General features: G+C 67.5%; 21 protein-coding genes and 1 pseudogene. 7 read left to right on the top strand and 15 right to left on the bottom strand.

Annotated features, from left to right (window positions below):
- The first annotated feature begins 85 nt into the window (after positions 1-85).
- Complete coding sequence (locus ABD791_RS09630; protein WP_345065465.1) at positions 86-814, top strand: DNA alkylation repair protein; 729 nt, start codon at positions 86-88, stop codon at positions 812-814.
- Positions 815-1,385: 571 nt separating this feature from the next.
- On the opposite strand, the gene ABD791_RS09625 is transcribed toward ABD791_RS09630, so the two are convergent.
- Positions 1,386-2,564: a methyltransferase gene (locus tag ABD791_RS09625; RefSeq protein WP_345065462.1), complete on the bottom strand. Its 1,179-nt coding sequence runs from the start codon at positions 2,562-2,564 to the stop codon at positions 1,386-1,388.
- A 251-nt stretch (positions 2,565-2,815) separates the two neighbouring features.
- On the opposite strand from ABD791_RS09625, the gene ABD791_RS09620 reads away from it, so the two are divergent.
- Positions 2,816-4,144 carry an MFS transporter gene (locus ABD791_RS09620; protein ID WP_345065458.1) on the top strand — a complete coding sequence of 443 codons (1,329 nt, stop codon included), beginning with the start codon at positions 2,816-2,818 and terminating at the stop codon, positions 4,142-4,144.
- Positions 4,145-4,230: 86 nt separating this feature from the next.
- Here the strand turns inward: ABD791_RS09620 and ABD791_RS09615 are convergent, their stop codons facing one another.
- Complete coding sequence (locus tag ABD791_RS09615) at positions 4,231-4,614, bottom strand: MerR family transcriptional regulator (protein WP_345065455.1); 384 nt, start codon at positions 4,612-4,614, stop codon at positions 4,231-4,233.
- Positions 4,615-4,924: 310 nt separating this feature from the next.
- Complete coding sequence (locus ABD791_RS09610) at positions 4,925-5,392, bottom strand: MarR family winged helix-turn-helix transcriptional regulator (RefSeq protein ID WP_345065452.1); 468 nt, start codon at positions 5,390-5,392, stop codon at positions 4,925-4,927.
- 79 nt (positions 5,393-5,471) lie between these two features.
- On the opposite strand from ABD791_RS09610, the gene ABD791_RS09605 reads away from it, so the two are divergent.
- Both ABD791_RS09605 and ABD791_RS09600 read left to right on the top strand, forming a co-directional pair.
- Positions 5,472-6,182, top strand: coding sequence for a hypothetical protein (locus tag ABD791_RS09605; RefSeq protein WP_345065449.1), 711 nt, complete (start codon positions 5,472-5,474; stop codon positions 6,180-6,182).
- The gene (locus ABD791_RS09600) at positions 6,179-7,078 is read left to right on the top strand and encodes an SDR family NAD(P)-dependent oxidoreductase (RefSeq protein ID WP_345065446.1); all 900 of its coding nucleotides are present in this window, start codon (positions 6,179-6,181) and stop codon (positions 7,076-7,078) included. The genes ABD791_RS09605 and ABD791_RS09600 overlap by 4 nt, the downstream gene beginning before the upstream one ends.
- Before the next feature lie 136 nt (positions 7,079-7,214).
- Here the strand turns inward: ABD791_RS09600 and ABD791_RS09595 are convergent, their stop codons facing one another.
- The 9 genes and pseudogenes from ABD791_RS09595 to ABD791_RS09555 form a co-directional block, all read right to left on the bottom strand.
- Positions 7,215-8,237 carry an LLM class F420-dependent oxidoreductase gene (locus ABD791_RS09595; RefSeq protein ID WP_345065443.1) on the bottom strand — a complete coding sequence of 341 codons (1,023 nt, stop codon included), beginning with the start codon at positions 8,235-8,237 and terminating at the stop codon, positions 7,215-7,217.
- A 100-nt stretch (positions 8,238-8,337) separates the two neighbouring features.
- Entirely contained in the window at positions 8,338-9,201 is an 864-nt protein-coding gene (locus ABD791_RS09590; protein ID WP_345065441.1) for an ABC transporter permease, read from the bottom strand.
- Positions 9,202-9,271: 70 nt separating this feature from the next.
- Positions 9,272-10,333, bottom strand: a complete 1,062-nt coding sequence (locus ABD791_RS09585; protein WP_345065438.1) for an aliphatic sulfonate ABC transporter substrate-binding protein — start codon at positions 10,331-10,333, stop codon at positions 9,272-9,274.
- Positions 10,334-10,630: 297 nt separating this feature from the next.
- A pseudogene (locus ABD791_RS09580) lies at positions 10,631-11,530 on the bottom strand (ABC transporter ATP-binding protein); the annotation flags it as partial.
- Between the two features lie 187 nt (positions 11,531-11,717).
- Positions 11,718-14,036, bottom strand: coding sequence for an AMP-binding protein (locus ABD791_RS09575; RefSeq protein ID WP_345065435.1), 2,319 nt, complete (start codon positions 14,034-14,036; stop codon positions 11,718-11,720).
- Between the two features lie 152 nt (positions 14,037-14,188).
- A complete protein-coding gene (locus ABD791_RS09570; protein WP_345065432.1) occupies positions 14,189-15,682 on the bottom strand; it encodes an APC family permease in 1,494 nt (497 codons plus the stop codon).
- A 260-nt stretch (positions 15,683-15,942) separates the two neighbouring features.
- A complete protein-coding gene (locus ABD791_RS09565) occupies positions 15,943-17,325 on the bottom strand; it encodes an LLM class flavin-dependent oxidoreductase (protein ID WP_345065430.1) in 1,383 nt (460 codons plus the stop codon).
- A gap of 134 nt (positions 17,326-17,459) precedes the next feature.
- Positions 17,460-18,869 (bottom strand): acyl-CoA dehydrogenase family protein, encoded by a 1,410-nt coding sequence (locus tag ABD791_RS09560; protein ID WP_345065427.1) that lies wholly within the window; start codon positions 18,867-18,869, stop codon positions 17,460-17,462.
- 8 nt (positions 18,870-18,877) lie between these two features.
- Positions 18,878-20,128, bottom strand: coding sequence for an acyl-CoA dehydrogenase family protein (locus tag ABD791_RS09555; RefSeq protein WP_345065425.1), 1,251 nt, complete (start codon positions 20,126-20,128; stop codon positions 18,878-18,880).
- A gap of 284 nt (positions 20,129-20,412) precedes the next feature.
- Here ABD791_RS09555 and ABD791_RS09550 point away from each other — a divergent pair, with 284 nt between their 5' ends.
- Positions 20,413-21,249, top strand: a complete 837-nt coding sequence (locus tag ABD791_RS09550) for an SDR family oxidoreductase (protein WP_345065423.1) — start codon at positions 20,413-20,415, stop codon at positions 21,247-21,249.
- Between the two features lie 155 nt (positions 21,250-21,404).
- Here ABD791_RS09550 and ABD791_RS09545 read toward each other — a convergent pair whose 3' ends face one another.
- Positions 21,405-22,037 carry a nucleoside/nucleotide kinase family protein gene (locus ABD791_RS09545; protein WP_345065420.1) on the bottom strand — a complete coding sequence of 211 codons (633 nt, stop codon included), beginning with the start codon at positions 22,035-22,037 and terminating at the stop codon, positions 21,405-21,407.
- Between the two features lie 66 nt (positions 22,038-22,103).
- Here ABD791_RS09545 and ABD791_RS09540 point away from each other — a divergent pair, with 66 nt between their 5' ends.
- Positions 22,104-23,117, top strand: a complete 1,014-nt coding sequence (locus ABD791_RS09540; protein ID WP_345065417.1) for a serine hydrolase domain-containing protein — start codon at positions 22,104-22,106, stop codon at positions 23,115-23,117.
- Between the two features lie 161 nt (positions 23,118-23,278).
- On the opposite strand, the gene ABD791_RS09535 is transcribed toward ABD791_RS09540, so the two are convergent.
- On the bottom strand, positions 23,279-24,094 hold the full coding sequence (locus ABD791_RS09535) for an alpha/beta fold hydrolase (protein WP_345065415.1): 816 nt from the start codon (positions 24,092-24,094) through the stop codon (positions 23,279-23,281).
- A gap of 188 nt (positions 24,095-24,282) precedes the next feature.
- On the opposite strand from ABD791_RS09535, the gene ABD791_RS09530 reads away from it, so the two are divergent.
- Complete coding sequence (locus tag ABD791_RS09530) at positions 24,283-25,203, top strand: AEC family transporter (RefSeq protein ID WP_345065412.1); 921 nt, start codon at positions 24,283-24,285, stop codon at positions 25,201-25,203.
- Between the two features lie 4 nt (positions 25,204-25,207).
- Here the strand turns inward: ABD791_RS09530 and ABD791_RS09525 are convergent, their stop codons facing one another.
- The gene (locus ABD791_RS09525) at positions 25,208-26,044 is read right to left on the bottom strand and encodes an exodeoxyribonuclease III (protein ID WP_345065410.1); all 837 of its coding nucleotides are present in this window, start codon (positions 26,042-26,044) and stop codon (positions 25,208-25,210) included.
- Positions 26,045-26,256 lie beyond the last annotated feature (212 nt).

Below are 26,256 nucleotides of genomic sequence, written 5' to 3'. Positions count from 1 at the left end.
AAGTACCGAATGACCTGCGCTTTTTTCTCCTCCCAAAGCGGGTGCCCTCCGTCCTGGGGGCAGCGCCCGGCTCTAGACTCTCGGAATGAATACTGCGCAGCAGCTTCAGTCGGCTCTGGCCGGGCTGGCGAACCCCGAGGATGCCCTCGGCGCCGCACGATTCTTCAAGACCGGTCCCGGGGAGTATGGCGAGGGGGATGTCTTCATCGGGGTGCGCGTGCCGGCCCTGCGTCAGGCGATCAAGCCGTTCGCCGCGCTGCCGCTTGACGAGGTGCAGCTGCTGTTCGACAGTCCGGTGCACGAACACCGCTTGGCCGCCGGCCTGATCCTCGTCGGCCAGTTTCAGCGGGCGAGCAAACCGAAGACATTCGACGATTCCGAGCGCACGCGGTTGTCGGACTTCTACCTCGCCGCAGTGCGCCACGGACGAGTCAACAACTGGGATCTCGTCGACTCGTCAGCGCCGACTCTGCTCGGCGACTACCTGTTCGACCGAGAGCGCGGCGTACTGTTCGAACTCGCGGCCAGCAGCATCCTCTGGGAACGACGCGTGGCGATGATCGCGACGCAGGGGCTGATCGGGCGGGGCGATGCCTCGACGACGCTCGAACTGGCATCCGTTCTGCTCCCCGATCGCGCCGATCTCATGCAGAAAGCGGTGGGCTGGATGCTGCGCGAGGTGGGCAAACGCGTCGACCGCGCCCTGCTGCTCGGCTTTCTCGACGCGCATGCGGCCGAGATGGGGCGCACGGCGCTCAGCTATGCGACGGAGCATCTCGCGCCGGAGCTGCGGTCCGAGTATCGGGCGCGCTGACCACCTTCGTTGATCGAGGATCGCCCGACGAAGTCGGCCGTGTCTCTGAGATGTATGGGCCATTTCGTTGGTCGAGGAGCACGCGACGAAGGAGCGCGTATCTATTAGGTATATGGCCTTTTCGTTGATCGAGGAGCGCGCGAGCTTGCGAGCACGCGTCTCGAGATCTCCCGAGCCAATCCTTGAACTCGGGTTGCGTTCAAACGTCGGCTCACGGGGTCTCGACCCGATCGCGGGCGGCCCTCCTCGACCAACGAAATGGTCTAATTCGTCCACCACTATGCCGCGCAGCGGCCCCATAGCTTGAGATCTCACGAGCCTCTCCGTGAAGGTGGGTGGCGTGCCGCGTCGGCTGCTGCCATCCGTCGTCACGCGGGTCGGCTGCCGGAGCGCGGGTCGGCTGCCGTCACGCGGGTCGGGCGCCAACGCCCGCCAGGCCCCGATTGACGTTGCGCGGGTCGAATGCCGCTACGCTGGTCGGCCCCAATAGGCGTGACGGCATTCGACCCGCGCAACGGGCGCCGAGCGCGAGCATCGTGCGATCTCGGCAGACGCGATCGACGGGATTGCTCTACGCCGCAGCGAGCCGCCAGAGCGACGTGACCTCGGCGGCCCGCGCGGCGTGAAGCGGGTCGGTGGTGTCGACGGCTTTCGGATGCGTCGGGCGCGTGTCGAGGCGGGCCACGACGGTGAGTCCGGCGTCTTCGATCAGGTCGAGAAGTTCGCCGCGGGAGCGCAGCCCGAGCCGCTCGGCGATGTCGGAGATGATCAGCCAGCCTTCGCCGCCGGGGCTGAGGTGCTCGGCCAATCCTGCGAGAAAGCCGCGCAGCATGCGGCTGTCGGGGTCGTAGACGGCGTGATCGGTGGAGGTGGTGGCCGGCGCGGGAATCCACGGCGGGTTGCAGACGATGAGGTCGGCGACGCCGGGCGCAAAGAGGTCGGCGCGCACGACCTCGACCTGCTCGGCGAGGCCGAGACGGGTGATGTTCTCGGTGGCGCAGGCGAGGGCACGTGGGTCGAGATCGGTGCCGATCACCCGGGTCACGCCGCGCTGGGCGAGGATGGCCGACAGCACGCCGGTTCCGGCGCCGATGTCGAAGGCGACGCCGCCGGGTGCGGTCGCCGCGGCAGGCAGCGGAGCCTGGGCAACGAGATCCAGGTATTCGCCGCGCACCGGTGAGAAGACGCCGTAGTGCGGGTGGATGCGCGCGCCCAGTGCGGCCACCGGCACGCCTTCGCGGCGCCATTCGTGAGCGCCGATCACGCCGAGCAGCTCGCGCAGGGCGATGAGTGAGGGGCCGCGTGCCGAATTGTCGGCCGGCCCGAACACCTCGAGGCAGGCCTCACGCACTGCGGGGGCGCGGCGAAGCGGAACGGTGTAGTCCGCATCAAGCGGCACGAGGATCAGGCCGAGCAATCGGGCGCGGGTGGCCGCATCCGCCCGGTAGGTGCGAAAGGCTGTCGCGAGATCGGTGCGAGTCGGGCGGTTGCGCTTGTCGATCCGGCGGCCCAGGGCGCTGAGCAGTTGGCGGGCGTTACTGAAATCGCCGCGCCAGAGCAGGGCGGTGCCGGCAGAGACCAGTCGGTAGGCGGCATCCGCTGTCATCGCGTCGTCGGCGATCACGACCGTTGTCGGTGCGGGCCAGCCGCCGTCTGACCTCCACAGCGCGGTGCGCTGCTGCCCCCCTTCGAGCCAGCTGACCTGGTCGACGAATGCCGGGGGCACAGAAACCGGGGATGTGCTGGTCATGCGTCAACTCCTGTGACACGACACGTCTGAGGCAACACCGCTCTCGTTCGTGCACGGGGGCGGATGCGGCCAGGTCGGGCTCCGCGGTCTGGTTCGAGTATCGCAGGCTGCTCTGGGCGCTCGCCGCTGGTTCACCCGCGAGGCTGCAGTTGTCGGAGGCTCACGGCGCGGGAAGCTCCGACAACTGCAGTTTCGCGGGTCGGCGAGCCGACTTGACCTTGACATTAGTGTCAAGGTTGGACACTGGCGTTATGTCCTCGTCACCCCTCACCGCACCTGTGCCGGCAGCCCTGTTTCCCGAATCTGCATCGCCCGGAATCGCGCCCGATCGTGCGCCCGAAATTGCGCCTGATCAGGCGCTCGACATCGCGCCCGATCGTGCGCCCGATCGTGCCGGCGAAACCGCGCCGAGCGCATCCGTCGCCCCGCCGCGCCTTCCCGTCGGCGGACTCCTCGCGCTCGCCGCCGTCGTCTTTCTCGCCGTGCTGACCGAGACCCTGCCGGCTGGTCTGCTGCCCCAGATGAGTGCGGCTCTGCGCGTGTCCGAGTCGCAGATCGGCCAGCTCGTCACTGTCTATGCCTTGGCCACGGCGCTGACGGCGATCCCGCTGATCGCCGTGACCCGCGGCATCCCACGTCGAACGCTGCTCCTGACGCTGGTGGTCGGCTTCGCCCTCGTGAACGTGGTCACCGCGGTGTCGTCGAGCTACGCCGTGATTCTGGTGGCGCGCGTGGCCGGCGGGGTGCTCGCCGGGCTCCTCTGGGCGATGATGGCCGGCTACGCCATGCGGATGGTTGCGCCCGCGCAGGCCGGACGGGCGCTCGCAATCGCGATGGCCGGCACGCCACTCGCGTTTGCACTCGGCCTGCCGCTCGGCACCCTCCTCGGCTCGGTGCTCGGCTGGCGCATGATCTTTGGCCTCATCGCCGTCGCGACGGCGCTGCTCGTGGTGTGGGTGTTGCTGGCGGTTCCCCGGTTTGCGGGCGAGCGCGCGGGTGAGCGGGCGACGCTCTGGCAGGTGTTCCGCACGCCGGGGCTGGCCGCCATCCTGGCCGTCACCCTCACCTTCGTACTCGCTCACAACGTGACCTACACCTACATCGCGCCGCTGATGCGGGCATCGGGCTGGAGCGACCGCCTCGACGTCGTGCTCCTTGTTTTCGGGGCGAGCGCCATCGCAGGGCTCGGCCTGGTCGGCGTGCTGATCGACCGGCACCTGCGGCCGCTCGTGCTGTGGGCGACCGCGGCCCTCGCGGTGGCGACGCTGGTGATCGGCGTGGCCGGCTCGAACCCGGTCGTCACGATCGTGGCCGTCGGGCTGTGGGGAATGGCCTACGGAGGGGCGCCGGCGCTGCTACAAAACGCCCCGGCACGAGTGACGGGCGCCGCGGCCGACGTGGCTCAATCGATGGTCGTCACAGTCTGGAACGGGGCTATCGCCGGGGGCGCGTTCCTGGGTGGGGTCGTGCTCGATCTGGGGGGAGTCGGCGGGCTCCCCGTCGTCGCCGGAGCGATCGCGCTGGTCAGTCTCGCGCTCGCTTTCGCGGCGCGCACGGGGTTCGCGGCGCTTCGACGGTGAGTGTCCGCGGGGCGTGTGTGAGGGGCCCGCCTGAGGGGTGCGCTGGCGGTCGGGTGAGCGGATGCCGCGTGCCGCTCGGCGGTGAGTCAGCCGGCCTGCTGGCCGACGGCATCCGTTCGGGTTGCCTCGGCCAGATAGGCGCTGACGGCGTCGCGGTTGCGGGTGAGGCAGTCGATGCGTTTGGCGAGTTGGTCGCGGCGCTGAAAGAGAGTCTCGATCATCTCAGGCGTGATCTTCTCGACCTGCACCGACGGGAGGCCCTTGAGGCACGGGATGATGTCTTTGATCAGTGCCGTCGGGATGCCGGCGTCGATCAGCCCGCGAATCTGGGTGACCCGGTCGACGGCCGACTCCGGGTAGTCGCGGTAGCCGTTGCTCTCCCGGTCGGCGGTGAGCAGGTTCTGCTCCTCGTAGTAGCGCAGCAGGCGGGTCGACACCTCGGTGCGCTTGGCCAGTTCGCCGATCTTCACGATGTCCTCCGTTGGCTTGAGCGTGTTGGCTCGGTCGTGCTTGTTCGAATCACCTTCACATGCGTGTGAAGGTAAGGATACCTCGCGGAGGCGTTCGAATGTCGCAGTCCGTAGAGATCGGCCCCCGGTCCGCAGAGGTTCCGTGAGCACCGCCCACCTTCTTCCTCGCGTGGGGAAGTCCGCCGATTCCGTGAGCACCGCCCACCTCTTTCCTCGCGTGGGGAAGCCCGCCGACTTTGACACTTTCGGTCGAGATTCCCTGGTGTGACGGGGTGTCTCGGCCGCAAGGGTCAAACTCGGCGAGGCGGGCTTAGCGCCCGAGATTGCGGTGCAGATCCGCATCGAGCGCGGCGCCCCCGGCGAGCTGCGCAAGCAGCAACTCGAGTTGCTCCGACTGCTCGGAGGTGAGTGGGGCGAGCAGCTCGGCCTCATGCTCCTCCGCGATCACCCGAAGTTGTTTCAGGATCGCGCGGCCGGCATCCGTCAGTGTGAGCTCGTAGTTGCGTCGATCGGTGCTGCTGCGTTCGCGCCCGACGAGGCCACGGCTTTCGAGTGAGTCGATCAGCGGGACGATGCGGCTCGGGACCGCCCCGAGGCGATCGGCGAGTTCGCGCTGGCTGAGGCCCGGCGTGCGACCCAGCAGGCGGAGCACGCCGGCGTCACTGGGGGTGAGGCCGATCTCCCGCGTGCGCTCGGCGAATCGCGCCGAGGCGAGCGCGCCGAGCTGCGAAAGCAGGAAGGCGGTGCGTTTCGGTCGAGGCGTCGTGGGGGAGTCCATGCCTCCAGATTAGCTCCTTGACAGAACAATTCAAGAGGTGAATCATTCTTGATATGACTCAATTATGAGGAGGCATGACATGACTGACACCGCGCTCCAGCGCGTCGATCGACCGGCGCAATCCGGCGGACCCAATCCGGGAATCTTGGCTGTGGTCAGCCTGGCTCTCACACTCGCCGGCCTGCTCGTTGCTGCGGCGATGACCGGCGGCAACTTCTTTGTCTCGCCATTCGAACCGGCGAAACAGGTCTCCGACTACTTCCAAACCAACCCGGACGCCACACGCATCTCGAGCCTGTTCATCTTCGGCTCAGCCGTGCCGCTCGGCATCTTCGCTGCCACAATCTACGCGCGCCTCCTGCGTCTGGGCGTGCGCGTTCCTGGGCCAGGCATCGGCTTCTTCGGCGGGGTCGCGGCATCCGTCTTCTTGATGCTGTCGGGGTGCGTGACCTGGCTGCTCAGCCGGCCGGAGATCACGACCGACGTCACGCTCACCCACGCGCTCGCGTTCTTCGCGTTCATCACGGGCGGTGTCGGCTTCGTCGTCGGCCTCGGGCTGCTCGTCGCAGGGATCGCCGTTCCCGCGCTGATCCTGCGCTTCGTGCCCCGCTGGCTCGCCTGGGTCGGCCTGGTGATCGCGGCGCTCGCCGAGCTCAGTTTTCTCTCAATGGCGATCGAGCCGCTGCAGTTTCTACTCCCGATCGGCCGATTCGGCGGACTGCTCTGGCTTGTCGCCGTCGGTTTTCTCCTGCCCCACAATCGGGCCGCAGCGAACAGGGTGGCACGATGAACGCCGAGGCTTGGCCGGGCGGCAGCAGAATCGATGGCTCTGAGACGGATGTTGCCGGCGTGCTCCCGGAACCGCTCACTGCTCCTGTCGCGGGAACCATCGCTGGCCCGCTGACGGGCAAAGTTGCGCTCGTCACCGGCGCAAGTCAGGGCATCGGCGCCGCAATCGCCCAGGCGCTGGCGGATGCCGGTGCACACGTCGTTCTCGCCGCCCGCGGGGAGGCTGCACTCGCCCGCCAAGTCGGACTGATCGAGGCCGGCGGCGGCAGCGCTGTGGCGATCCCCGTTGACGTGACGAGCGAGGATTCGGTGCGGGACCTGTTCGACGCGATCCGGTCTCGGTTCGGGCGGCTCGACGCCGCGGTCAACAATGCAGCCGGTGGCGGGCTCCCTCCCACCCCACTTGCTGGCTGGCCGGTCGAGAGCTTCGACAGTGCGATCGCGGTAAACCTACGCGGCACCTTCCTCTGTCTCAAGTACGAGGTCGGGCTCATGCTGGAGAACGGCGCGGGCGCAATCGTGAACCTCTCCTCGACAGCAGGGGAGCAGGGCGTCGCCGGCCTCACCGGTTATGTGGCGAGCAAGTTCGGCGTCGGCGTGCTCACCCGTGTGGCCGCCCTCGACTATGCGGAATTCGGAATTCGGGTCAACGCGATTGCTCCGGGCCCGATTCTGACCGACCGTCTCGCCGCGGCGGGCCCCGCCGCTCAAGCGGGAGCGGCCAAGGCAGTGCCGCTCGGTCGAGTCGGGCGCGCCGACGAGGTTGCAGCGGCTGCAGTCTGGCTCTGTTCCGACGCGTCGTCGTTCGTCACCGGCACCGTGCTCGCGGTCGACGGCGGGCGCCTCGCGGGGGTTCCCGCGTTCACCGTTCCGCAGCAACCAACCCGCCGAGATTGACACTTCCGGTCGACTTTGCCCGGCAGAACAGGGCAACTCGACCGCAACGGTCAAGCTCGGCGAGGTGGTGGCGCGAGGCGACCCGCGCTACACCGGAGCGACCCGCGCTACGCCAGCGCCGACACGGCCTCCCGCGCTACGCCAGCGCCGACACGGCCTCCCGCGCTCCGAGCAGCGCCGGCATGACCTCGCGCTCGAACAGCTCGATGCCCGAACGGTCGTAGGCCGCCTCCGGAAAGTAGTGGATGGAATAGCCGAGCCCGAGCTCCTGCATCCCGGTGAGGCGTTCGACGATCTGCTCGGGAGTTCCAACGCCGAGAGCCTCGCCGCTGCGGTACTCCGACACGAACTCGGCCGCCTTCGCCTCGCCGAGGGAGGGCGTGACCCGCGCCTCGATCGCATCGATGCGTGAGGCGACCTCGGCCTCGGTCGCGGCGACGATCGTGTTGTAGTTCGACGACCGGGTGATCGCGTCGAAGTCGGTGCCCAGTGCCTCACAGTGCCCGCGCAACAGGGCGCTCTTCTGCGCGAAACCGGCCGGCGAGCCGTCGAAGTTCGTGTACTGGGCGTACTGCGCCGCGATGCGCAGCGTCACCTTTTCGCCGCCGCCGGCGATCCAGAGCGGGATGCCGCCCTCCTGCAACGGAAGCGGGCGCACGATGGCATCCTCCACCTGATAGTGCTCGCCCTGCAGGGTGGCGCGACCGGTTGTCCACGCCTGCTTCATGATCTGCACGCCTTCCTCGAGGCGGGCCAGACGTTCGCCGGCGCGCGGGAATCCGTAGCCGTAGGCCTTCCACTCCTGCTCGTACCAACCGGCGCCGATGCCCATTTCAACACGGCCGCCGGAGATGAGGTCGGCCGTCGCGGCGACCTTCGCCAGGTAGGCCGGGTTGCGGTAGCTCATGCAGGTGCACATCTGGCCGAGGCGAACGCGGCTGGTGGTCGCGGCGAAGGCGGCCATCAGGGTCCAGGCTTCGTGAGTGGCCTCATCCGTCGCCACCGGAACGGTGTGGAAGTGGTCGTACACCCAGATCGACTCCCAGGCGCCGGCATCCGCGTGGGCGGCCAGGCTGCTCATCGCCGCCCACTGCTCGGCGGGATCGATGCCTACGAGGTCGTGTCGCCAGCCCTGGGGTACAAAAAGTCCGAATCGCATGCGCCCAGCCTAGGCTCGCTTTCACTCGTGAGGTGCCAACTCTTGCTAGTGCCGAGGCGAAACAACTAGCAAAAGTTGGCACCTCACGAGAGAGAGAGGGCTAGGCCCAGCGCCGCTTCGCCCATCGCTCGAACAAGCCGACCAGGGCATCCGTCAGCTTGCCGAGCACGGCGAGCAGAACGATGGCGAGCAGGATGCGATCGACGCGGCCGTTGCCGCCGGACTCGGTGAGCAGAAAGCCGAGTCCCATTGACGCGCCGAGCATCTCCGCGGCGACCAAGAACAGCCAGGCCTGCGCGAGAGCCAGTCGCAGACCGGAGATCACCGACGGGATCACGGCCGGCAACTGCACGGTGCGAAACAGGGCCACCCCGCGCAAACCGAACGCGCGACCCGCCTCAACGAGCTGCTTGTCGACGTGCCGCAGAGCCTGCGTCACCGTCGTGTAGACCGGGAAGAAGGCGCCGATCATGATCAGCGCGATCTTGGAATCCTCACCGAACTTGAGCCAGAGCAACAGCAACGGCACCCAGGCCAGCGACGGCACCGCACGGATGGCGCCGAGCGTGGGGGCGACGAGAATATCGGCGATGCGCGAGAGCCCGACGACGGCGCCGATCGCGAGTCCGAGCGCGGCGCCGAGGGCGAAGCCGATCAGCACCCGCTGCGTGGAGATCGCGACGTAGAGACCCAGCTTTCCCCGGTCGGCCAGCTCGACGGCCGCCTGCCAGACCATCGCGGGCGAGGGGAGCTGCGTCGTGCTCACCAGCCCGGTTGAGGCGCCGAACTGCCAGACCGCCAGAATCAGCACGGGCACCACGAGTCCGCCGACAATGATGAACCAGCTACGCGAAGTGAGCGGCCGACGCGGCGGTCGGGCAGCATCCGTCGGCGTTGAACGCGCTGTACGCGTCGCACTCGCTTGCGCCACGGATGCGGCGGGGCGGGTAGGCGTGTCGGTCATCGTGATCCTGTCGGCAGGTGGGGGCGACCCTGAGGCCGCCCCTCGAAAACGGTGAAGCGGGAGTGCGGGGCTACTTGATCGCCGAGGCGTCGGCCTTCTCGGCGAAGGTCGGGTTCAGCAGCGTGGCCAGCGCGTCGTCGATCTGCGACTGCGCGGCGACGTCGCCGGTGGCGACGAAGGTCGGGCCGATCTTCGTGAGCACCTTCAGCTGAGCGTCACCGGGAACGTTGTCGACGCCGAGGTTGGTGCGCTCAGTGATGACCTTGGTGGCGACGGCGAGGTCGAGTCCGGCAACGTCGGAAAGAATCTGTGCGGTCTTCTCCGGGTTGGCCTGAGCCCACTCGCGAGCGTGCTCGTAGGCGTTCACGACGGTCTGGGCGACGTCGGGCTTCTCGGCGATGAATGCCTCGGTCGCGTTCAAGAAGCCGTAGCTGTTGAAGTCGACGTTGCGGTAGATGAGCTTGGCGCCGGCCTGCTCAGCACCGGCCATGATCGGGTCGAGGCCGCTCCAGGCATCGACAGAGCCGCTCTGCAGCGCCGACCAGCCGTCGGCGTGCTGCAGGTTTTCGACGATCACGTCGTCGGGGGTGAGGCCTTCGGCTTCAAGCGACTGCAACAGAAAGAAGTAGGGGTCTGTGCCCTTGGTGGCGGCAACGTGCTTGCCCTTGAGGTCGGCGACCGAGGTGATCGGCGAACCGTCGGCCACGACGATGGCTGCCCACTCGGGCTGGGAGAAGATGTTGATCGCCTGAATCGGCGAACCGTTGGAGCGGGCGAGCAGTGCGGCCGAGCCGGCCGTTGATCCGACATCGATGGCCCCGGCGCGCAGGGCCTCGTTCGCCTTGTTCGAGCCGGCCGACTGCACCCAGTTGACCGTGATGTCCTGGTCCGCGAGGGCATCCTCGAGCCAGCCCTGGTCCTTGATCACGAGGCTGAGCGGGTTGTAGGTGGCGAAGTCGATGTTGAGGGTTCCGCCCTCAGTCACGATGCCGGAATCGGCACCGGCCGACGAGGTCGCTTTGGTGTCGGCCTTGGCCGGCTGGTTTTCGCCGGCGACGCAGCCGGTGAGCAGCAGACTGGCGGCCGCGGCGGCGGCGATGAGGGCGGTGGCGGTGACGCTGCGTTTAGTCATGATGGTCTCTCGATTGGAGGGGCGTGGGTGCAGTGGGTGCAGTGGTGCGGGGATGCTGTGGTGCGGTGGATGCTGTGGGTCAGGCAGGGAAGAAAGGGTGACGGAGAGTCAGAACGGAAAACTGGCGGTCTGACCGGCGGAGTGGCTGGCCGGAAGGCCGGTCAACCGGTCGGATTCGGCTGCGGCGGCAGCGGACTGGGCGTTGGCCCGTTCTGCCTCCTGGGCTTCGGCTGCCACGTCGTGCCGATCGTCGTGCCGCACGTCGTGCGGGTTGTTCTGCCCGTCGTGCGCCCCGCCGTCATGCCGGTCGATGCCGAGACCGGCGAGCAGCTCGGCACGCAGCTGGGCGAGCTCGGCTGATCCGCGGTCACGCGGACGCACGCCCGGAACGACAAGCGACTGACGGATGCCGGCGGCCGAATCGCCATCGCCTCGCCCGAGCAGAATGATGCGGTCGGCCAACTGCAGCGCCTCGTCGACGTCGTGGGTGACGAGCAGCACGGTGGTCGGCGCGGCACGGTGCACGTCGAGCAGGAGGTCTTGCATCTTCAGGCGGGTGAGTGCGTCGAGGGCGCCGAACGGCTCGTCGAGCAGCAGCACGCCGGGGTTGCGAGCGAGGGCGCGGGCCAGCGAAGCGCGCTGGGCCATGCCGCCGGAGATTTCACGCGGCCGGTGGTCGGCGAAGTCGGCGAGGCCGACGAGCGCAAGCAATTCGGCGACGCGGGCCTCACCGGCAGCACGCGCCGTTCCGCGTGGGAGTCCGAGGGCCACGTTGCCGGCGACGGTGCGCCACGGCAGCAGTCGCGGTTCCTGAAAACCGACGGCGCAGCGCGGATCGATGCCGCGCACCGGCGTGCCATCGATGGTCACGCTACCCGCGGAAGGTTGGTCGAGACCGCCCGCGATGCGCAGCAGAGTCGACTTGCCGCATCCGCTCGTGCCGAGAATCGCGAGAATTTCACCGGCCGCGACCGTCAACGAAATATCGTCGAGCACCGCGAGCGAGCCGACGGATGCGCCGCGCTTGCGTTCGGCGGCAAACACCCGGCCGACGCGGTCGAAGGTCACGGAGAATGACGAGTTGTCGGCCGCAACGCTCTGCTCGTCGCTGCGTTCGCTGGCACGTTCGGTGCTGCGCTCGCTGCCGGGCTCAGGGCGACGCGAGGCTCGGAGGAGGGTGGCGGTGTCGCTCGACATGGCTGGTTTCCGGCAATCGTCTCGTGTGGGGTTGCACTGACGTTATCGATTGGCCGGTCTTGCACGCACGCGCGCTGAAACCCGGCGTAACACTTCGTTCGCAGCAGCATTCGTGAGGTGCCAACTTTTGCTAGTGATTCGGCTGCCGCACTAGCAAAAGTTGGCACCTCACGTAGAAAGGACGGGTCTAGCGGGAGGCCTCCACGATCTCGGCGATGCGAGCCGGCACGGTGTCGTCTTGCAAGGAGGTCACGTCGCCGAGCGGGCGTCCGTCGACGAGATCGGCCAGCAGCCGCCGCAGGATTTTGCCCGAGCGGGTTTTCGGCAGGTCAGGCACGGTGAACACCAGTCGGGGGCGGGCGATCGCGCCGATCTCCCGCGTCACGTGCGCCCGCAACAGGGTCGCGAGGGCGTCGTTCTGCGCAACAGACAGTGCGCCGGTGTCGGCGGCGGAGGCCGAGCCAGCGGCCGAGCCAGCCAGCGAGCCAGCCAGCGATCCAACCGAGCCGGCGAATGATCCGCCCGCCGATCCGTCCACCAGAACGGATGCCGCCGCATCCGTCGGGATCACAAACACCGCGATCGCCTGCCCCGTCGTCGGGTCGTTGACTCCGACGGCTGCCGCTTCGCCGACCATGGGGTGGGCGACCAGCGCTGATTCGATCTCGATGGTCGAGAGGCGGTGCCCCGACACATTGATGACGTCGTCGACGCGTCCGAGCAGCCAAATGTCGCCGTCATCGTCATATTTCGCGCCGTCGCCGGAGAAGAAGTAGCCCTGCTTCGCGAACCGCGCCCAGTAGGAGTCGCGGTAGCGCTCGGGGTTACCCCAGACGGTGCGGGCCATTCCCGGCCAGGTGCCGTCGATCACGAGATAGCCGCCCGAACCGTTCGGAACCTGCTCGCCGGCGTCGTTCACGACCCGCGTGGTCAGCCCGGGGATCGCGCGCAGGGCCGAACCGGGCTTCAACGTGCTCACACCGGGCAACGGCGCCATCACTGCCGCGCCGGTTTCAGACTGCCACCAGGTGTCGACGATCGGAGCGGTACCGGCACCGATGTTCTCGCGGAACCAGACCCATGCCTCCGGGTTGATCGCCTCGCCGACCGAGCCGAGCAGCCGAATGCTGGACAGGTCGTGTTCGGCCGGCAGCCCGTCGGGAAACCAGGTCATGAACGTGCGGATCAGTGTCGGCGCCGTGTAATAGGTGGTCACCTGGTAGCGCTCGATGATCTCAAAGTGCCGGGCCGGATGCGGGGTGTTCGGGGTGCCCTCGTAGATCACCGAGGTGGTGCCGTTCGACAGCGGTCCGTAGTGCACATAGCTGTGCGCGGTTACCCAAGCAAGGTCGGCCGTGCACCAATGCACGTCGTCGTCTTTGGCGTCGAAGATGGCCCAGTGGCTCCAGGAGGCGTGGGTCAGGTAGCCGCCGCTCGTGTGCACGAGGCCCTTCGGCTTGCCGGTGGTTCCCGAGGTGTAAATGATGAACAGCGGCGTCTCGGCATCGAAGAACTCGGGCTCATGCGTCTCGGAGGCGGAGTCGACGACGTCGTGCCACCAGACGTCGCGGCCCGGGGTCCAGGGGATGTCGGCGGATGCGGCTGCGGATGCGCTGGGGTCGGCGGATGCGCCGGCGGGCGTTGCGTCGCTGCTCGCGTCGCTGTTGCTGTCTGCGCTGCTGTCCACCGCGCCGGTGCGCCGCACCACGAGCACGTGCTCGATCGAGTCCACTCCCGCCACTGCCTCGTCGGCCGCGGCCTTGACCGCAACCGCGACTCCGCGCCGGTACTGGCCGTCGGTGGTGACGAGCAGTTTCGCGCCGGTGTCCTCGATCCGAAACCGCAGCGCTTCGGCCGAGAACCCGCCGAAGACGAGCGAGTGCACGGCACCCAGCCGCGCGATCGCCAACGTGATGATGATCGTCTCCGGAATCACCGGCAGATAGAGCACCACCCGGTCGCCCTGCACGATGCCGAGTGCGGTCAGTGCGTTGGCCGCCCTGTTCACCTCGTTTTGCAGGTCCCGGTAGGTCAGCGTGCGCCGGTCGCCCGGTTCGCCCTCGAAGTGAAAAGCGACCTTCTCACCCTTGCCAGCGGCAACGTGCCGGTCGACACAGTTCACGGCCACGTTGAGGGTGCCGCCAGCGAACCACTCGGCGCGCGGGATCGCGAGCGCTGCGGGGTCGTTGCCGGCATCACTCTCGTCGCCGGTCGCGGCCGAGACGCTGACACCAGTCGAGTCGCCGACCGTGGCCGACGGGTCGACGGATGCGTCGGCATCCGTTCGCAGCGCCGGCTGCCAGCTGTGGTCGGTGTGCCACGGCGTCGCCCAGTCGAGGCGTTTGGCCTGTTCGGCCCAGAACGCGACGGGGTCGGCATCCGCCTTCGCCCACCAGCTCTCGTCCACGTTGGCCTGCGCGGCGAACGCGGCGTCGGCGGGGTAGCGGCGATTCTCGGTGAGCAGGTTTTCGATGGTCGCGGACTCGGGAACGGAGGTGGTCGGCATAACGGTGATCCTTGTGAGTCGGGGGCGGTGCGTGGTGCGGAAGTGAAAACGCCGAGAATCGCCCGTGCTGCCGAGAATCGCCGCTAGAACGGCGACTCTCGGTAGAAACGGCGACTCTCGGCGGTGAGGGACTGACGGGGGAGCGCGCGGGGCTAGCTGAGCTCCGCGCCCTTCTTGAAGTAGCCGACCACCGGGCCGGCCGCGAAGGCCAGGGCGAGCAGCACCAGCACTCCGATGGAGAACGGTCCGTACGAGGCCTCGCCCACCAGAACCGGCAGGTTGAGCAGGATCACGACGAGGAATCCGATCAGGCTGACCAGCCCGATGGCCGGGGCGATGGTCGTGCGCCAGAGGCTCAGCTCGTGCTTGTTGCGGCGGAATATCGAGATGACCGACACGCTCGTGATCACGAGCAGCAGCACGATTCCGACCGACGAGATGCCGCCGAGCCAGGTGTAGAACTGGGTGATCGGGTCGAGCTGAAGCAGCACGGCGGCGATGATCAGCACGGCGACGATTGCGGATGCGAGAAGCGACGAGAGAGACGGCGAACCGTGCTTGGGGTGCGGCTTCGACAGCGCGGCCGGCAGCACCTGCTTGCTCGAGAGCGAGAAGAAGTAGCGCGAGACGATGCTGTGGAACGAGAGGATGCAGGCGAACAGGCTCGTCACGAACAGAATCTGGATGATGTGCCCGCCGACCGTGCCGAGGTACTTCTCGGTGGTCGTGGCCAGGATGCTTCCGGCGTTGTCCCCGGCGTTCTGCACGATGTCGCTCTGGCCGTTGGCCGTGATCAGCACCCAGCTTGAGACCGTGTAGAAGACGCCGATCAGAATCAGCGAGATGTAGGTGGCCTTCGGGATGGTCTTGTCGGGGTCCTTCGTCTCGTCACGGAACACGGCCGTTGCCTCGAAACCGATGAAGCTCAGGATCGCGAAAAGGATCGCGAAGCCCGGTGCGCCAGAGACGATCTCGGCCGGGTCGAAGATGCCGGTCGAGAAGCCTTCCGGCCCGCCGCCGGAGAACACGACTGCCGCGTCGAGCACGAGCACGATCGCGACCTCGGCGATCAACAGCACGCCCAGGATGCGGCCAGACAGTTCGATCTTCAGGTAGCCGAGCGCCGACACCACGACAAAGCCGACGGCCGCGTAGACCCACCACGGCACGGGCGGCAACCCGTAGCTCTGCAGGAGGCTGTCGAGCGCCGGACCGAAGAGGCCGAAGACACCGGCTTCGAGGGCGAGGTAGGAGAGCAGGGCGGCGAACGCGGTGCCGAGGCCGGCCGAACGGCCGAGACCCTTGTCGACGTAGGCGTAGAACGCGCCGGCCGAGCGCACGAACGGTGTGGCTGCGGTGAAGCCGACGGCGAAGAAGAGCAGCACGGCGGTCACGACGATGAAGGTGAAGGGAAAACCCGCTCCGTTGCCGAAGGCGATGCCGAGCGGAACCGGTCCGCCGATCACGCCGAGCGGCGAGGCCGCGGCGACGACGATGAAGACGATGCTGGCGACGCCGAGGGATCCGCGGAGCTTGCCAGGGCCGGATGCGACGGTGCCGGAAGCGCCTGGCGCCGAGTCGCCCGAACTCGAAGTGGAGCTGGGCGAAGCCGGCGCGGGGGCGGCGGCGGTAAGCGTATCGGCCATGACGATCCAATCAGATGCGGGCGAGCGGGTGAATGCGAGAGTATTCGCTGCCCGCGCCGTCTGTCGCGGTCGTTACTCCATGTGTCGACATGTGCCGTAACACAGCGGCGACGGTCGTGCAGCGGATCGTGCCGCCCCCGTTGATCGAGGAGCGGCCTCCTTCGTCGGCTGCTCTTCGATCAACGAAACGGTCATATACCGAATAGGCGCGTGCTCGCTGGCGCTCACCTGCTCCTCGACCAACGACGCGAGGGTGTCCCCTACGCCGGAATCCGCACCTGCGCCGCCGGATGGTCGGCCGCGACGCGTGCCGCCGCACCCGTGCCGCCGAGCTTCTCGCGCAGCGTGCCCGGCGCGTACTCCTTCTTGAACCGTCCGCGCTTCTGCAGCTCGGGCACGAGCAGCTCGGTCACCTGGCTCCAGGTTTCCGGAACCGCAATGCCGGCCAGGTTGAAACCGCCAACGCCGGTTTCCTCCACCCAGCCCTCCAGCTGGTCAGCAACGGTGGCGGCCGAGCCCACGATCACTGGGCCGTCGCCGCCGATCTTGGCGTATTCGGCGATCTCGCGGATGGTCCACTTTCGGTCGGGATCTGCCGCGGTGAACGCCCGCACCACCGACTGGATGCCCTCGCTCGCCTGGTCCTGCAGCACGCTGTCGGCGTCGAGCTGGGCAAAGTCGATGCCGGTCCAGCCCGACATCAGGGTGAGGGCGCCCACCCCGGACGCCAACTCCAGGTACCCCTGGAACAACCGCTGCGCTTCGGCATCCGTCTCGGCCACAACCACGGTCTGCTGGTTGATCACGGTGACGCTGCCGGCGGTGCGTCCGGCTGCACCGAGAGCATCCTGCAGCCCGGCGATCTGTTTCGCCAGAACGGTCTTGCTCGGGGCCGCGACGAACACCGATTCCGCGTGACGCGAGGCGAACTGCACGCCGCGCGGCGACGCCCCGGCCTGAAACAGGTACGGCGTGCGCTGCGGCGACGGCTCACTCAGGTGAATGCCGGGCACCGCGAAGAACTCGCCCTGGTGCGCGATCGGGTGCACCCGCGTCGGGTCCGCATAGACGCCGGACGCGGCATCCGCCACGACCGCGTCGTCATCCCAGCTGCGCTCCCAGAGCTTGTAGCAGACCTCGAGGTACTCCTCGGCGATGTCGTAGCGCCGGTCGTGCGCGACCTGGCCGCTGACCCCCAGGTTGAGGGCGCCGCTGGTGAGGTAGGAGGTGACGACGTTCCAGGCCACGCGCCCGCGGGTGAGGTGGTCGAGGGTCGACATGCGCCGCGCGAACGGAAACGGATGCTCGAACGACACCGACGAGGTCACCCCGAAACCGAGATCGCTGGTGACCGACGCCATCGCCGGGATCAGCTGCAGCGGGTCGTTGACCGGCACCTGCACGCCGCCGCGAAGTGCGGCATCCGCGCTGCCGCCGTAGACGTCGTAGACGCCGAGCACGTCGGCGAGAAAGAGGGCGTCGATCTTGCCGCGCTCGAGTGTCTGGGCGAGCTCCATCCAGTAGTCGAGGTCGAGATAGCGGCGCGACTGGTCACGCGGGTGCCGCCACAACCCCGGCGACAAATGCCCGACGGTGTTCATACTGAAGGCGTTGAGGCGGATTTCCTGCGGAATCTCTGGCATGCGTGCTCCGGGTTCGGGCTGTTTCGGCCGTGAGGTGCCACCTTTTGCTAGTGCGGAGCCCCGGCAACTAGCAAAAGATGGCACCTCACGGGCGGGATGATCGGGGGAGGGGGAAGGAAGCGGGAAGAGACGGGCTACTTCGGGGCCGCAGCCGGCTTCGCGCCCACGCCGACGTACCACTCGTACGGCGGCTCGGCGTCGTTGACGAGATAGTCGCCCACGATGCGCGCCTTGAACGCGACCGGGTTGTGCGAGGTCACGGTGCGGGCGTTGCGCCAGTGCCGGTCGAGCGAGGACGACGTTGAGGTAGCGGATGCCCCCAGGCCGTCGAAGAGGCGAGTGGTCACCCCGAGCGTCAGTTGCGACACCACGATCTGTGCCTGAGCAGTCTCGATCTCGGTCTCGCGCTTGGCGCGATCGCGCACCCCTGCCGAGGAATCCCGCGCGTCGAACGCCCGCTGCAACGACTGCGCGGCCCGCTCGGTCACGGCCTCTGCGGCAAAGGCATCGGCCGAAATGCGCCCGACGATGTCGAGGATCTGCGGGTCCTCTCGGGTGATCGGGGAGTTGCCATGGCTGAAGGCCCGCGATCGGTTGGCGACCTGGTCGGCCGCATCCCGCTCGGCAGCACGGGCGATGCCGGCCAGCACCGCCACCAACGAGAGCTGGTAGAGCGCGGTTTGGTAGGGGAACCGCTCGCTGAAATCGTAGACATGCGCCGCCTGCACGGGAGCCGCCGTGAAGACCGTCGTTCCGCTTCCGGTCAGGCGCTGGCCGAATCCGGTCCAGTTGTCGCTGATCTCGACCGAACCGGATGCTGTCGAGTCGGGCGCCGTCGAGACGAGTGCCGCGACCTCGACGCCGTCGGGGCTGACCGCTGTCGCGTCGATCCACTCGGCGAAGATGCTGCCGGTCGTGTAGAACTTGCTGCCCGTGATCGTGAAACCGTCGGGCGCGGCATCCAACCGGGTGTTCGTGACGCCGAGCGCCACCGCTCCGATCTCGGTGACCGCGTTGCCGACGAGCTGGCCGGCGGCGAAACGGGCGAGCCACTCGTCGCGGTCGACACTCTCTGGTGCATAGAGGCGGTCCTCGACGAAGCCGAGGTGCCCGCGGATCGCCTGGGCCACATGCGAGTCGGCCGCGGCCAGTTCGACCAAAAGTCGGAACAGCTGCGGCAGGCTCGCGCCGTCGCCGCCGGCCAGCACCGGAACGCGCACGGCAGTGAACCCGGATGCCTTCAGCCAGCCGATCTGCTCGGCCGGCAGGATGCGCTCCAGCTCGCGCTCGACGCTTCCTTCGGCGATCCGGGCGAAGACCGGGCGGTATTTCGCGGCGAGAACGGCGAAGTCGACGGGGGCCGGGGCCGAGTCGGGGCGCGAAGAAGGCGCCGGCGTCGCGCCGAGGCCGACGGCGGCGCCGGCGTTCACGTGCGCGGCGGCACCGCGGCGAGTGGTCGGGGCGCCGGTTGCGACCCGGGTCGGAGCGCCGGTCTCGGGCGCATCCGTTTGGGTCACGTCGTCAGGAATCTCAGCAGAACTCATGGCACGACCTAGGTGTAGAGGGAGACGGGTTGCACGGCGCCGGTGAGATAGTGCGCACCGACCTCAATCTTCTTGTAGTCGACCGGGTCGTGCAGGCTGTGCGTGCGGATGTTGCGCCAGAACACGTCGAGACCGATGCTCGATTTCGTGGAGCTGGCTCCGGTCACCTCGTAGACCCGGCTCGACACCTCGAGTCCGACCTCGGTGGAGACGATCTTGAGTCCGGCGATGGCGATTTCGAGCTCGGCGCGGTCGGCGGCGGTGGTCGCGCCGCCGCGTGCGATGGCCGTGTCGAATTGGCGACCGAGGGCATCCGCCAGCGCCTCGACGGCACGCGTGCGGGCCACCAGCTCGCCGACCGTGCGGTGCACGATCGGGTCGTCGGCGTAGCGCTCGGCGGTGGAGAGGAACCAGGCGTTCGGGCGGGCAAGCGTGAGCGTGCGCGCCTGGGCGAGCGCGCCCTCGGCGACCGCGAGGTAGATGTTGCCGAAGAGCAGCTGCACGCCGGGCGTGACGATGGACGAGAACGGCTCCTCATGGTCGACGCCGATCACGTCGTCGGCAGTGATCAACACATTGTTGTAGCGCACCGAGCCGCTGGCCGAGGCACGGTAGCCGAGGTGGTCCCAGTCGTCTTGGTGCTCGACGCCGGCCCGGTTGCCGTCGACGGCGAAGACCACGAGCTCGCCGTCGAATTCGCCGCCCTCTGCGATGCCGCCGGCGATGATTTTGTCGGCGACCGCGGCGCCGGTCGCGAAGCGCTTGAGGCCGTTGAGGCGGTAGCCGGGGGTGCCGGTGCCGGTGCCGGTGCCGTCATCCCAGACGATCGACAGGTCGGGACTGACCGGGTTGAACGAGTCGCTCCAGACCCACTGATTCGCGGCGCTCGCCGTGTACCAGGCCGCCTGACGCGACTCGTCGGGACCATAGAACGTGACACAGGCCTGGTTCAGGTAGTGGTAGCCGAGCAGCTGGCCGATGGATGCGTCGACGCGCGCGATGATCCGTACCGCGCGGAACGCGGTTTCCCAATGCGCACCCTCGCCACCGAACGCACTCGGAATGAGCAGGTTGATCAGCCCGGCCTCCCGCAGCAGGTCGAGCGGCTCGTGAGGGAGCGCGCTGGTGCGGTCGCGCTCCAGGGCGCCGCCCTCGAGCTGGCCGGCCACGCGCGTAGCGACGGCGGTCCATTGGTCGAGCTCGGCGGTATCCGCCTGGCCCGTCCACGGACTGCGCGTGAAGAGTGTGCTGGTTGTCATAGTGCGTTCCTTGCTCGACAGGCGGTATCTGTCCCGAGTCTGGCGGACAACGCGGCCCTCCCGCCACCGCCGCCGAAACCTGGGGTAACACGGGGTGCGCCTCACGCGCCTCCGCGCCCTCGCTTTGCCCGAGCCCCCCGCGCCGAACTGTGGCAGATGACGGTTTTCGGCCGAAAAAATGGTAATCCGCCACAGTTCGGCGAAAGCGGGGACGGCTGCCGCGCACTCGTCACGGGAAGCTGGGCGTGTCGGCAGGGCCCCGTGAACCTTGCGATGATTGACACATGACTCGAACCGTTGCCGGAGCCCGCGTGTTGATCACCGGAGCGGCCAGCGGCATGGGCCGGTTGTATGCCGAGCGGGCCGTCGCCGAGGGCGCCGCCGCCGTCGTGCTCTGGGACAGGGATGCGGCCGGCGTCACGTCCACCGCCGCCGAGCTGAGCGCGCTCGCCGGTGAGGGCACGCGCGTCGTTTCCTACGTCATCGACATCTCCGACCTCGGCGCGATCGCCCAGACCGCGCAACGCGTGCGCACTGAGGTGGGCAACCCGGACATCCTGATCAACAATGCCGGCATCATCCGTGGCAAGTATTTCTGGGAGCACGACAACGGCGACGACACCAGGCCGACCATGCAGATCAACGCGCTGGCGCCGATGTACATCACGCGCGAGTTTCTGCCGGGCATGATGGACAACTTCTACCGGGCGGCCCGCATTGTGAACATCGCCTCGGCGGCCGGCACGTTGTCGAACCCGCGGATGAGTGTGTACGCCGCCTCGAAAGCCGCCCTCATCGGCTGGAGCGACAGCCTGCGACTCGAACTCGAGCACCAGGATCACGACAATGTGAAGGTCACCACGGTCAGCCCCAGCTACATTTCGACCGGGATGTTCGCTGGCGCGCGCGGCCCGCTGCTCACCCCGGTGATGACTCCCGAATACGTGGTCAACCGGGTCTGGGCGGCCATGCTCGCGGGCAGGCCGCAGTTGATGATGCCGTGGACCGTCGGTCTGGCCAGGGCGCTGCGCGGCGTACTGCCGCAGCCCGCCTGGGATGCCGTCGCCGGCCGCGTCTTCGGCGTCTATCGTTCGATGGACAGCTTCACCGGACGCAACTGACCCGTTTCGTTGATTGAGGAGCGAGCGAGCGAAGCGAGCACGCGTCTCGAAATCTCGTGAGCTAACCCTCAAAACGTGACCACGGTCAGGAGATCGGCTCGCGGGATCTCGAGACGCGGCCTCCTTCGTCGGCTGCTCCTCGATCACCGGGATTCTCAGAGCTCGAGCCTGATCCGATAGCCAGCCCGCACCGCCGTCGCCTCAATCAGCTCCGCATTCCGCTCGTCAGGCCCCGTCGACCAGGCGAGCGCCGCCGCCGGGCTCTTGCCGAATTCTTCATGCCGCGTGATCAGCCGCTCCACACGGATGTCCTGCGGGAGGTCCACGAACATGCTCACGTCGAGAAGCGGCAGCACCCGCTCCCAACCTCCCGCATCGTGCAACAGATAGTTGCCCTCGATCACGACGACGGACGAATCCGGAAACACGGTGAGTGCGTCGGGTATCGGCTCCTCGATCGCGCGATCGAAGCCGGGAACCGAGACCGGTTCGGTTGTGAACCGAACAGCTGTCAGGACGTCAACGAAGCCGTCGACATCGAAGGTGTCTGGAGCACCCATCCGTTCGCGGCGTCCGAGCTGCACGAGCGTCGACTGGGGGAGATGGAATCCGTCCATCGGGAGCAGCACCGCGTGCTTGCCTCCCCTCAAGCGTTCCATCAACGCGGCCGCGATCGTCGATTTGCCGGAGCCGGGCGACCCGGCAATTCCGACCATCGTGCGGCGTCGGCCGATCGTGGCGTTCTCGACGACGCGCACGATCTCATCCAGGCTGCCGAGTGTGCTCACCAGGCCGATGCTAGCGCCAGCGCGACTGCCGTGACCGCCGCGCTGTCAGGTGCCTAGACTTGGCAGGTGGATACCACTGGATTGAATGAGTTTCTGGCCGACAACGAGTTCGCGGGCGTTGTGCTCGTGCGAAAGGGCGACGCGACGGTCTTCGAGTCGGCCACCGGCCTGGCCACCCAGCGCTGGGGCATCCCGAACACGATTGACACCCGCTTCGACACCGCGTCGATCACCAAGCTGTTCACCGCCGTTGCCGTGCTGCAGCAGGTTGAGCGTGGTGCGCTCGACCTTGAGACGTCGATCCACCACTATGTCGATCTTGCCGACACCACGATTGGCATCGGCGTCACCCTGCTTCACCTGCTGACCCACACGAGCGGCATCGCCGACATCGTCGACGAGGAGGCCGGCGAAGAATATGAGGCGCTCTGGGCGCGGGTGCCGAACTACACACTGACCGAAACCAAGGACTACCTGCCGCTGTTCGCCGACAAGGAGCCGGTCAGCGCGCCCGGCGTCGACAGTGAATACAGCGATGCCGGCTATATTCTCGCCGGCCTCGCCGTCGAGAAGGTGACCGGTCTGAGCTTTCGCCAGTACGTCATGAACGAGATTTTCGCCCCGGCCGGCATGACCGATTCGGGCTTCTTCGACCGCCGCGAAGCGACGCCGAAGCTGGCCGAGGGCTGGGACCAGGCCGAGAACGGCACGTGGGCCTCGAGCGTTTTCGCGACTCCGCCGATCGGCTCGCCCGATGGCGGCGCGCAGGCGACGGCGGCCGACCTGGTGACCTTCCTCGACGCTCTGCGCAACGGAACACTGCTCAACGCCGAGATGACCGAGGAGTTCTTCAGCCCCCAGGTCGAGCACGACGAGAGCACGGCGTTCGGCTTCGGCCTGGAGTTCGACCTCGACGAAGACGGTTCGGTGCGCTCCTATTACAAGGACGGCGTGAACGCGGGCGCCGGCGGAATCCTGCGCCACTACTACGAGCACGGCCTGGATGTCGTGGTGCTGAGCAACTCAGAAGAGGGCGCGTGGGATGTCATCCGCGAGCTCGATGAGCGTCTCGGCGGGTAGTCCATTTCGTTGATCGAGGAGCGCGCGAGCTTGCGAGCACGCGTCTCGAGATCTCGCGAGCCAATCTCTTGACTTGGGTTGCGTTTGAACGTCGGCTCACCGGGTCTCGACCCGATCGCGGGCGGCCTCCTCGACCACCGAGATGGTGTGAGCGAATCCGCCTACAACCCGTTCTCGGCCAGCCAATCGACGAGAAGCCGCTCGAACTCAGCCGGATGCTCAACGCTCGGCAGGTGGGCGGAGTCGCGAAAGACGTATCCGCTCGCTTCGGGAATCGCGGCAGTGAGATATTCGTAGCGGGCAAGCCGTGAACTGAGGTCGAACTCGCCGACGACGATCAGGGTCGGCACCGCAATGTCGCCCAGCCGATCGACGGCCGGCGGGTCGAGCGGAATGCGGGTCGGGTTGACGCCGCCATGCGCGGCATTCACCCGATGAAGTGAGGCGGCACGTCGCACAAACTCGGGGTCGAGATCGCTTTCGTGCCGGAGCGGGCCGACATCCCAGAGAGTGACCTCAAGCCGGGCGGCCTTGTGCCAATCTTCGGCAGTGCGGGCGGCGTCGATCAGGGCGAAGAGTTCGCTCTCCCGCTCAGTGTGAGGGGGATCGACGAAACCGCTGGGGCCAGAGCCGATTGCGACGAGGCCGGTCACCCGGTCCGGATGCTCGAGATCGAGATCGAGGGCGAGCCCGCCGCCCCGGGAGCTGCCGATCACAGCCGCCGTCAGAATGCCGAGGTGATCGAGAACGGCGAGGGCGTCGGCGCGTTCGTCGAAGGCGGCATCCGTGCACTGCGTCTGACCGTACCCGCGCGCATCGAAGCGGATCACGAAATGGCGTGCCGCCAGAGCTTCGATCTGCGGGTCCCACATGCGCAAGGTCGTGACCCCGGCATGCAGCAGGAGCAGCGCCGGCGACGAGATGTGCCCGTCGGTCTCGTAGTAGAGCGAGGCTCCGGGAACGTCGAGGTGAGGCATGGGATCAGCGTAGGCCGCGCTGTCGCTTTCGGGGAGAACTCGCGTTTCAACCCGCCGAGCTTGACCGTTCCGGTCGAGTTCGCCTGGCAGAACGGGGTGTCTCGACCGCAGGTGTCAAACTCGGCGAGGCGGCGCGGGGTGGGGCAGGCGAGGTGAGGCGACGAGGCGCCCAGCCTAGACTTCATGAAATGAGTGGAGTGCTGATCGGGTTCGCGATCATCGGGTTCGTGATCCTTGTCGGCTACGTCGTCGGGCGCACGGGTATCGCCGGTGACCACGCCGGACACGCGCTGAACCGGGTGGCGTTTTTCGTCGCAACGCCGGCTCTCTTGTTCACGGTTCTGTCCCACGCCGATGTGCGGGTGCTCTTCTCCTCGTTTCTGTTGACTGTGCTCTGCAGCGTCGCGGTCGGTGCGGCGCTGTTCGGTGTGCTGTCGCGCATCTTCTTCCGTCGCCCACTGGGCGAAACAGTGCTTGGCCAGGCCGGTGCCACCTACGTCAACGCAAACAACATCGGGCTGCCCGTCGCGATGTATGTGCTCGGTAGCGCCCAATACGTGGCGCCGGTGCTGCTGCTCCAACTGCTCGTCTTGGCACCGCTCACGCTCGGCATTCTCGACATGACAAGCGGCGGGCGGGTGTCGCTCGGGTCGATTCTCACCGGGCCGCTGCGCAACCCCATGATCATCGCCTCGGTGCTCGGAGTCGTGGTCGCGGTTTTCGGCATCACCGTTCCCGAACCGATCATGGCGCCGCTTGAACTGATCGGAGGGGCGGCGATCCCGATGGTGCTGCTGGCATTCGGGATGTCGCTACACGGGCAACGCCCGCTGCAGAAGGGTTCCGGACGCAAGCAGGTTGCAGCCGCATCCGTCATCAAGGTCGCGGTGATGCCCGTTGTCGCCTGGCTGTTCGGCCGATTCGTATTCGGCCTGGCTGGCTCAGATTTGTTCGCGGTCGTGATGGTGTCTGCGCTGCCGACCGCGCAGAACATCTACAACTTCGCAACGCGCTACAACCGCGGTGTGGTCGTTGCGCGGGACACCGTGCTGGTCACAACAGTCGCGTCAATTCCGGCACTGCTGGTGATCGCCTCGCTGCTCGCCTGAAACGCTAGAAGATCATCGGCCGATCGTCGTCTTCGCCCTCGATCTCGACATCCACGACCACGGGAACGTGATCGCTCGGGGCGTCGCCCTTGCGCTCGTCGCGGTGAATGCTCGCGTCGGTGACGAGGTCGGCGAATGCCGGCGAGCCCAGAATGAAGTCGATGCGCATGCCCTCGTTGCGTGGAAAGCGCAGCGCCTTGTAGTCCCAGAACGTGTAGCCCTCTGGCACGAGGGGGCGCACGACATCGGTCAGGCCGGCCGCCTCGAACGCCGCGAAGGCCGCGCGCTCGGGAGGGGAGATGTGGGTGGAGAGGCCGGGAACGAAGCTCGGGTCGCCCATGTCGGCGTCGGTCGGCGCCACATTGAAGTCGCCCATCAGCGCGAGCGCCAGGTGCGGGTTGCGGGCCAGCTCGTCGCGGGCGTGGGCCTCAAGCGTGGCCAGCCAGTCGAGCTTGTAGATGAAGTGGGCGTCGTCGAGCGCACGGCCGTTCGGAACGTAGAGGCTCCACAGGCGCAGATCGTCAACCGTGACGCCGAGTGCGCGGGCTTCGAGGGGCTGGTCCGGCCCTTCCTGACCTTTCAGAAAGCCGGGCATGCCGGGAAAGCTGGTGACGACATCCGTCATCGGCAGACGGCTGGCGAAGGCGACGCCGTTCCACTGGTTGAGGCCGTGCACGGCCAGCTCGTAGCCGGCCTCCTCGAACTGCTCGCGCGGAAACTGCTCCGGCTTGCACTTGATCTCCTGCATCGCGAGCACGTCGATGTCTTCGCGCACCATCCAGTCGACGGTGCGGTCGACGCGGGCACGGATGGAGTTGACGTTCCAAGTGGCAATACGCATGTGCTCCAGCCTATTTGCTGGGTCGGGAGTTGCCGACCTGGCACGGATGCCGAAGCGCGCTTTCCGGATAGCGGTGCGGGCAGCAGTGCGGGCAGCAGCGTCGGCAGAAACCGCTGGATTCGGCAGAAACCGCACGATGTGTGCGGTCGATGGCGACAGTGCGCCAATCGCGACGGTTTCTCCGACGCGAACGACGGACGAGCGCCTCTCCA

The sequence above is a fragment of the Glaciibacter kafniensis genome (genome assembly GCF_039538945.1).
In the GTDB taxonomy this organism is placed as follows: Bacteria; Actinomycetota; Actinomycetes; order Actinomycetales; family Microbacteriaceae; genus Cryobacterium; species Cryobacterium kafniensis.
Note: the sequence above shows the minus strand (reverse complement) of the source record. Positions and strands in the feature narration are given on the sequence as shown.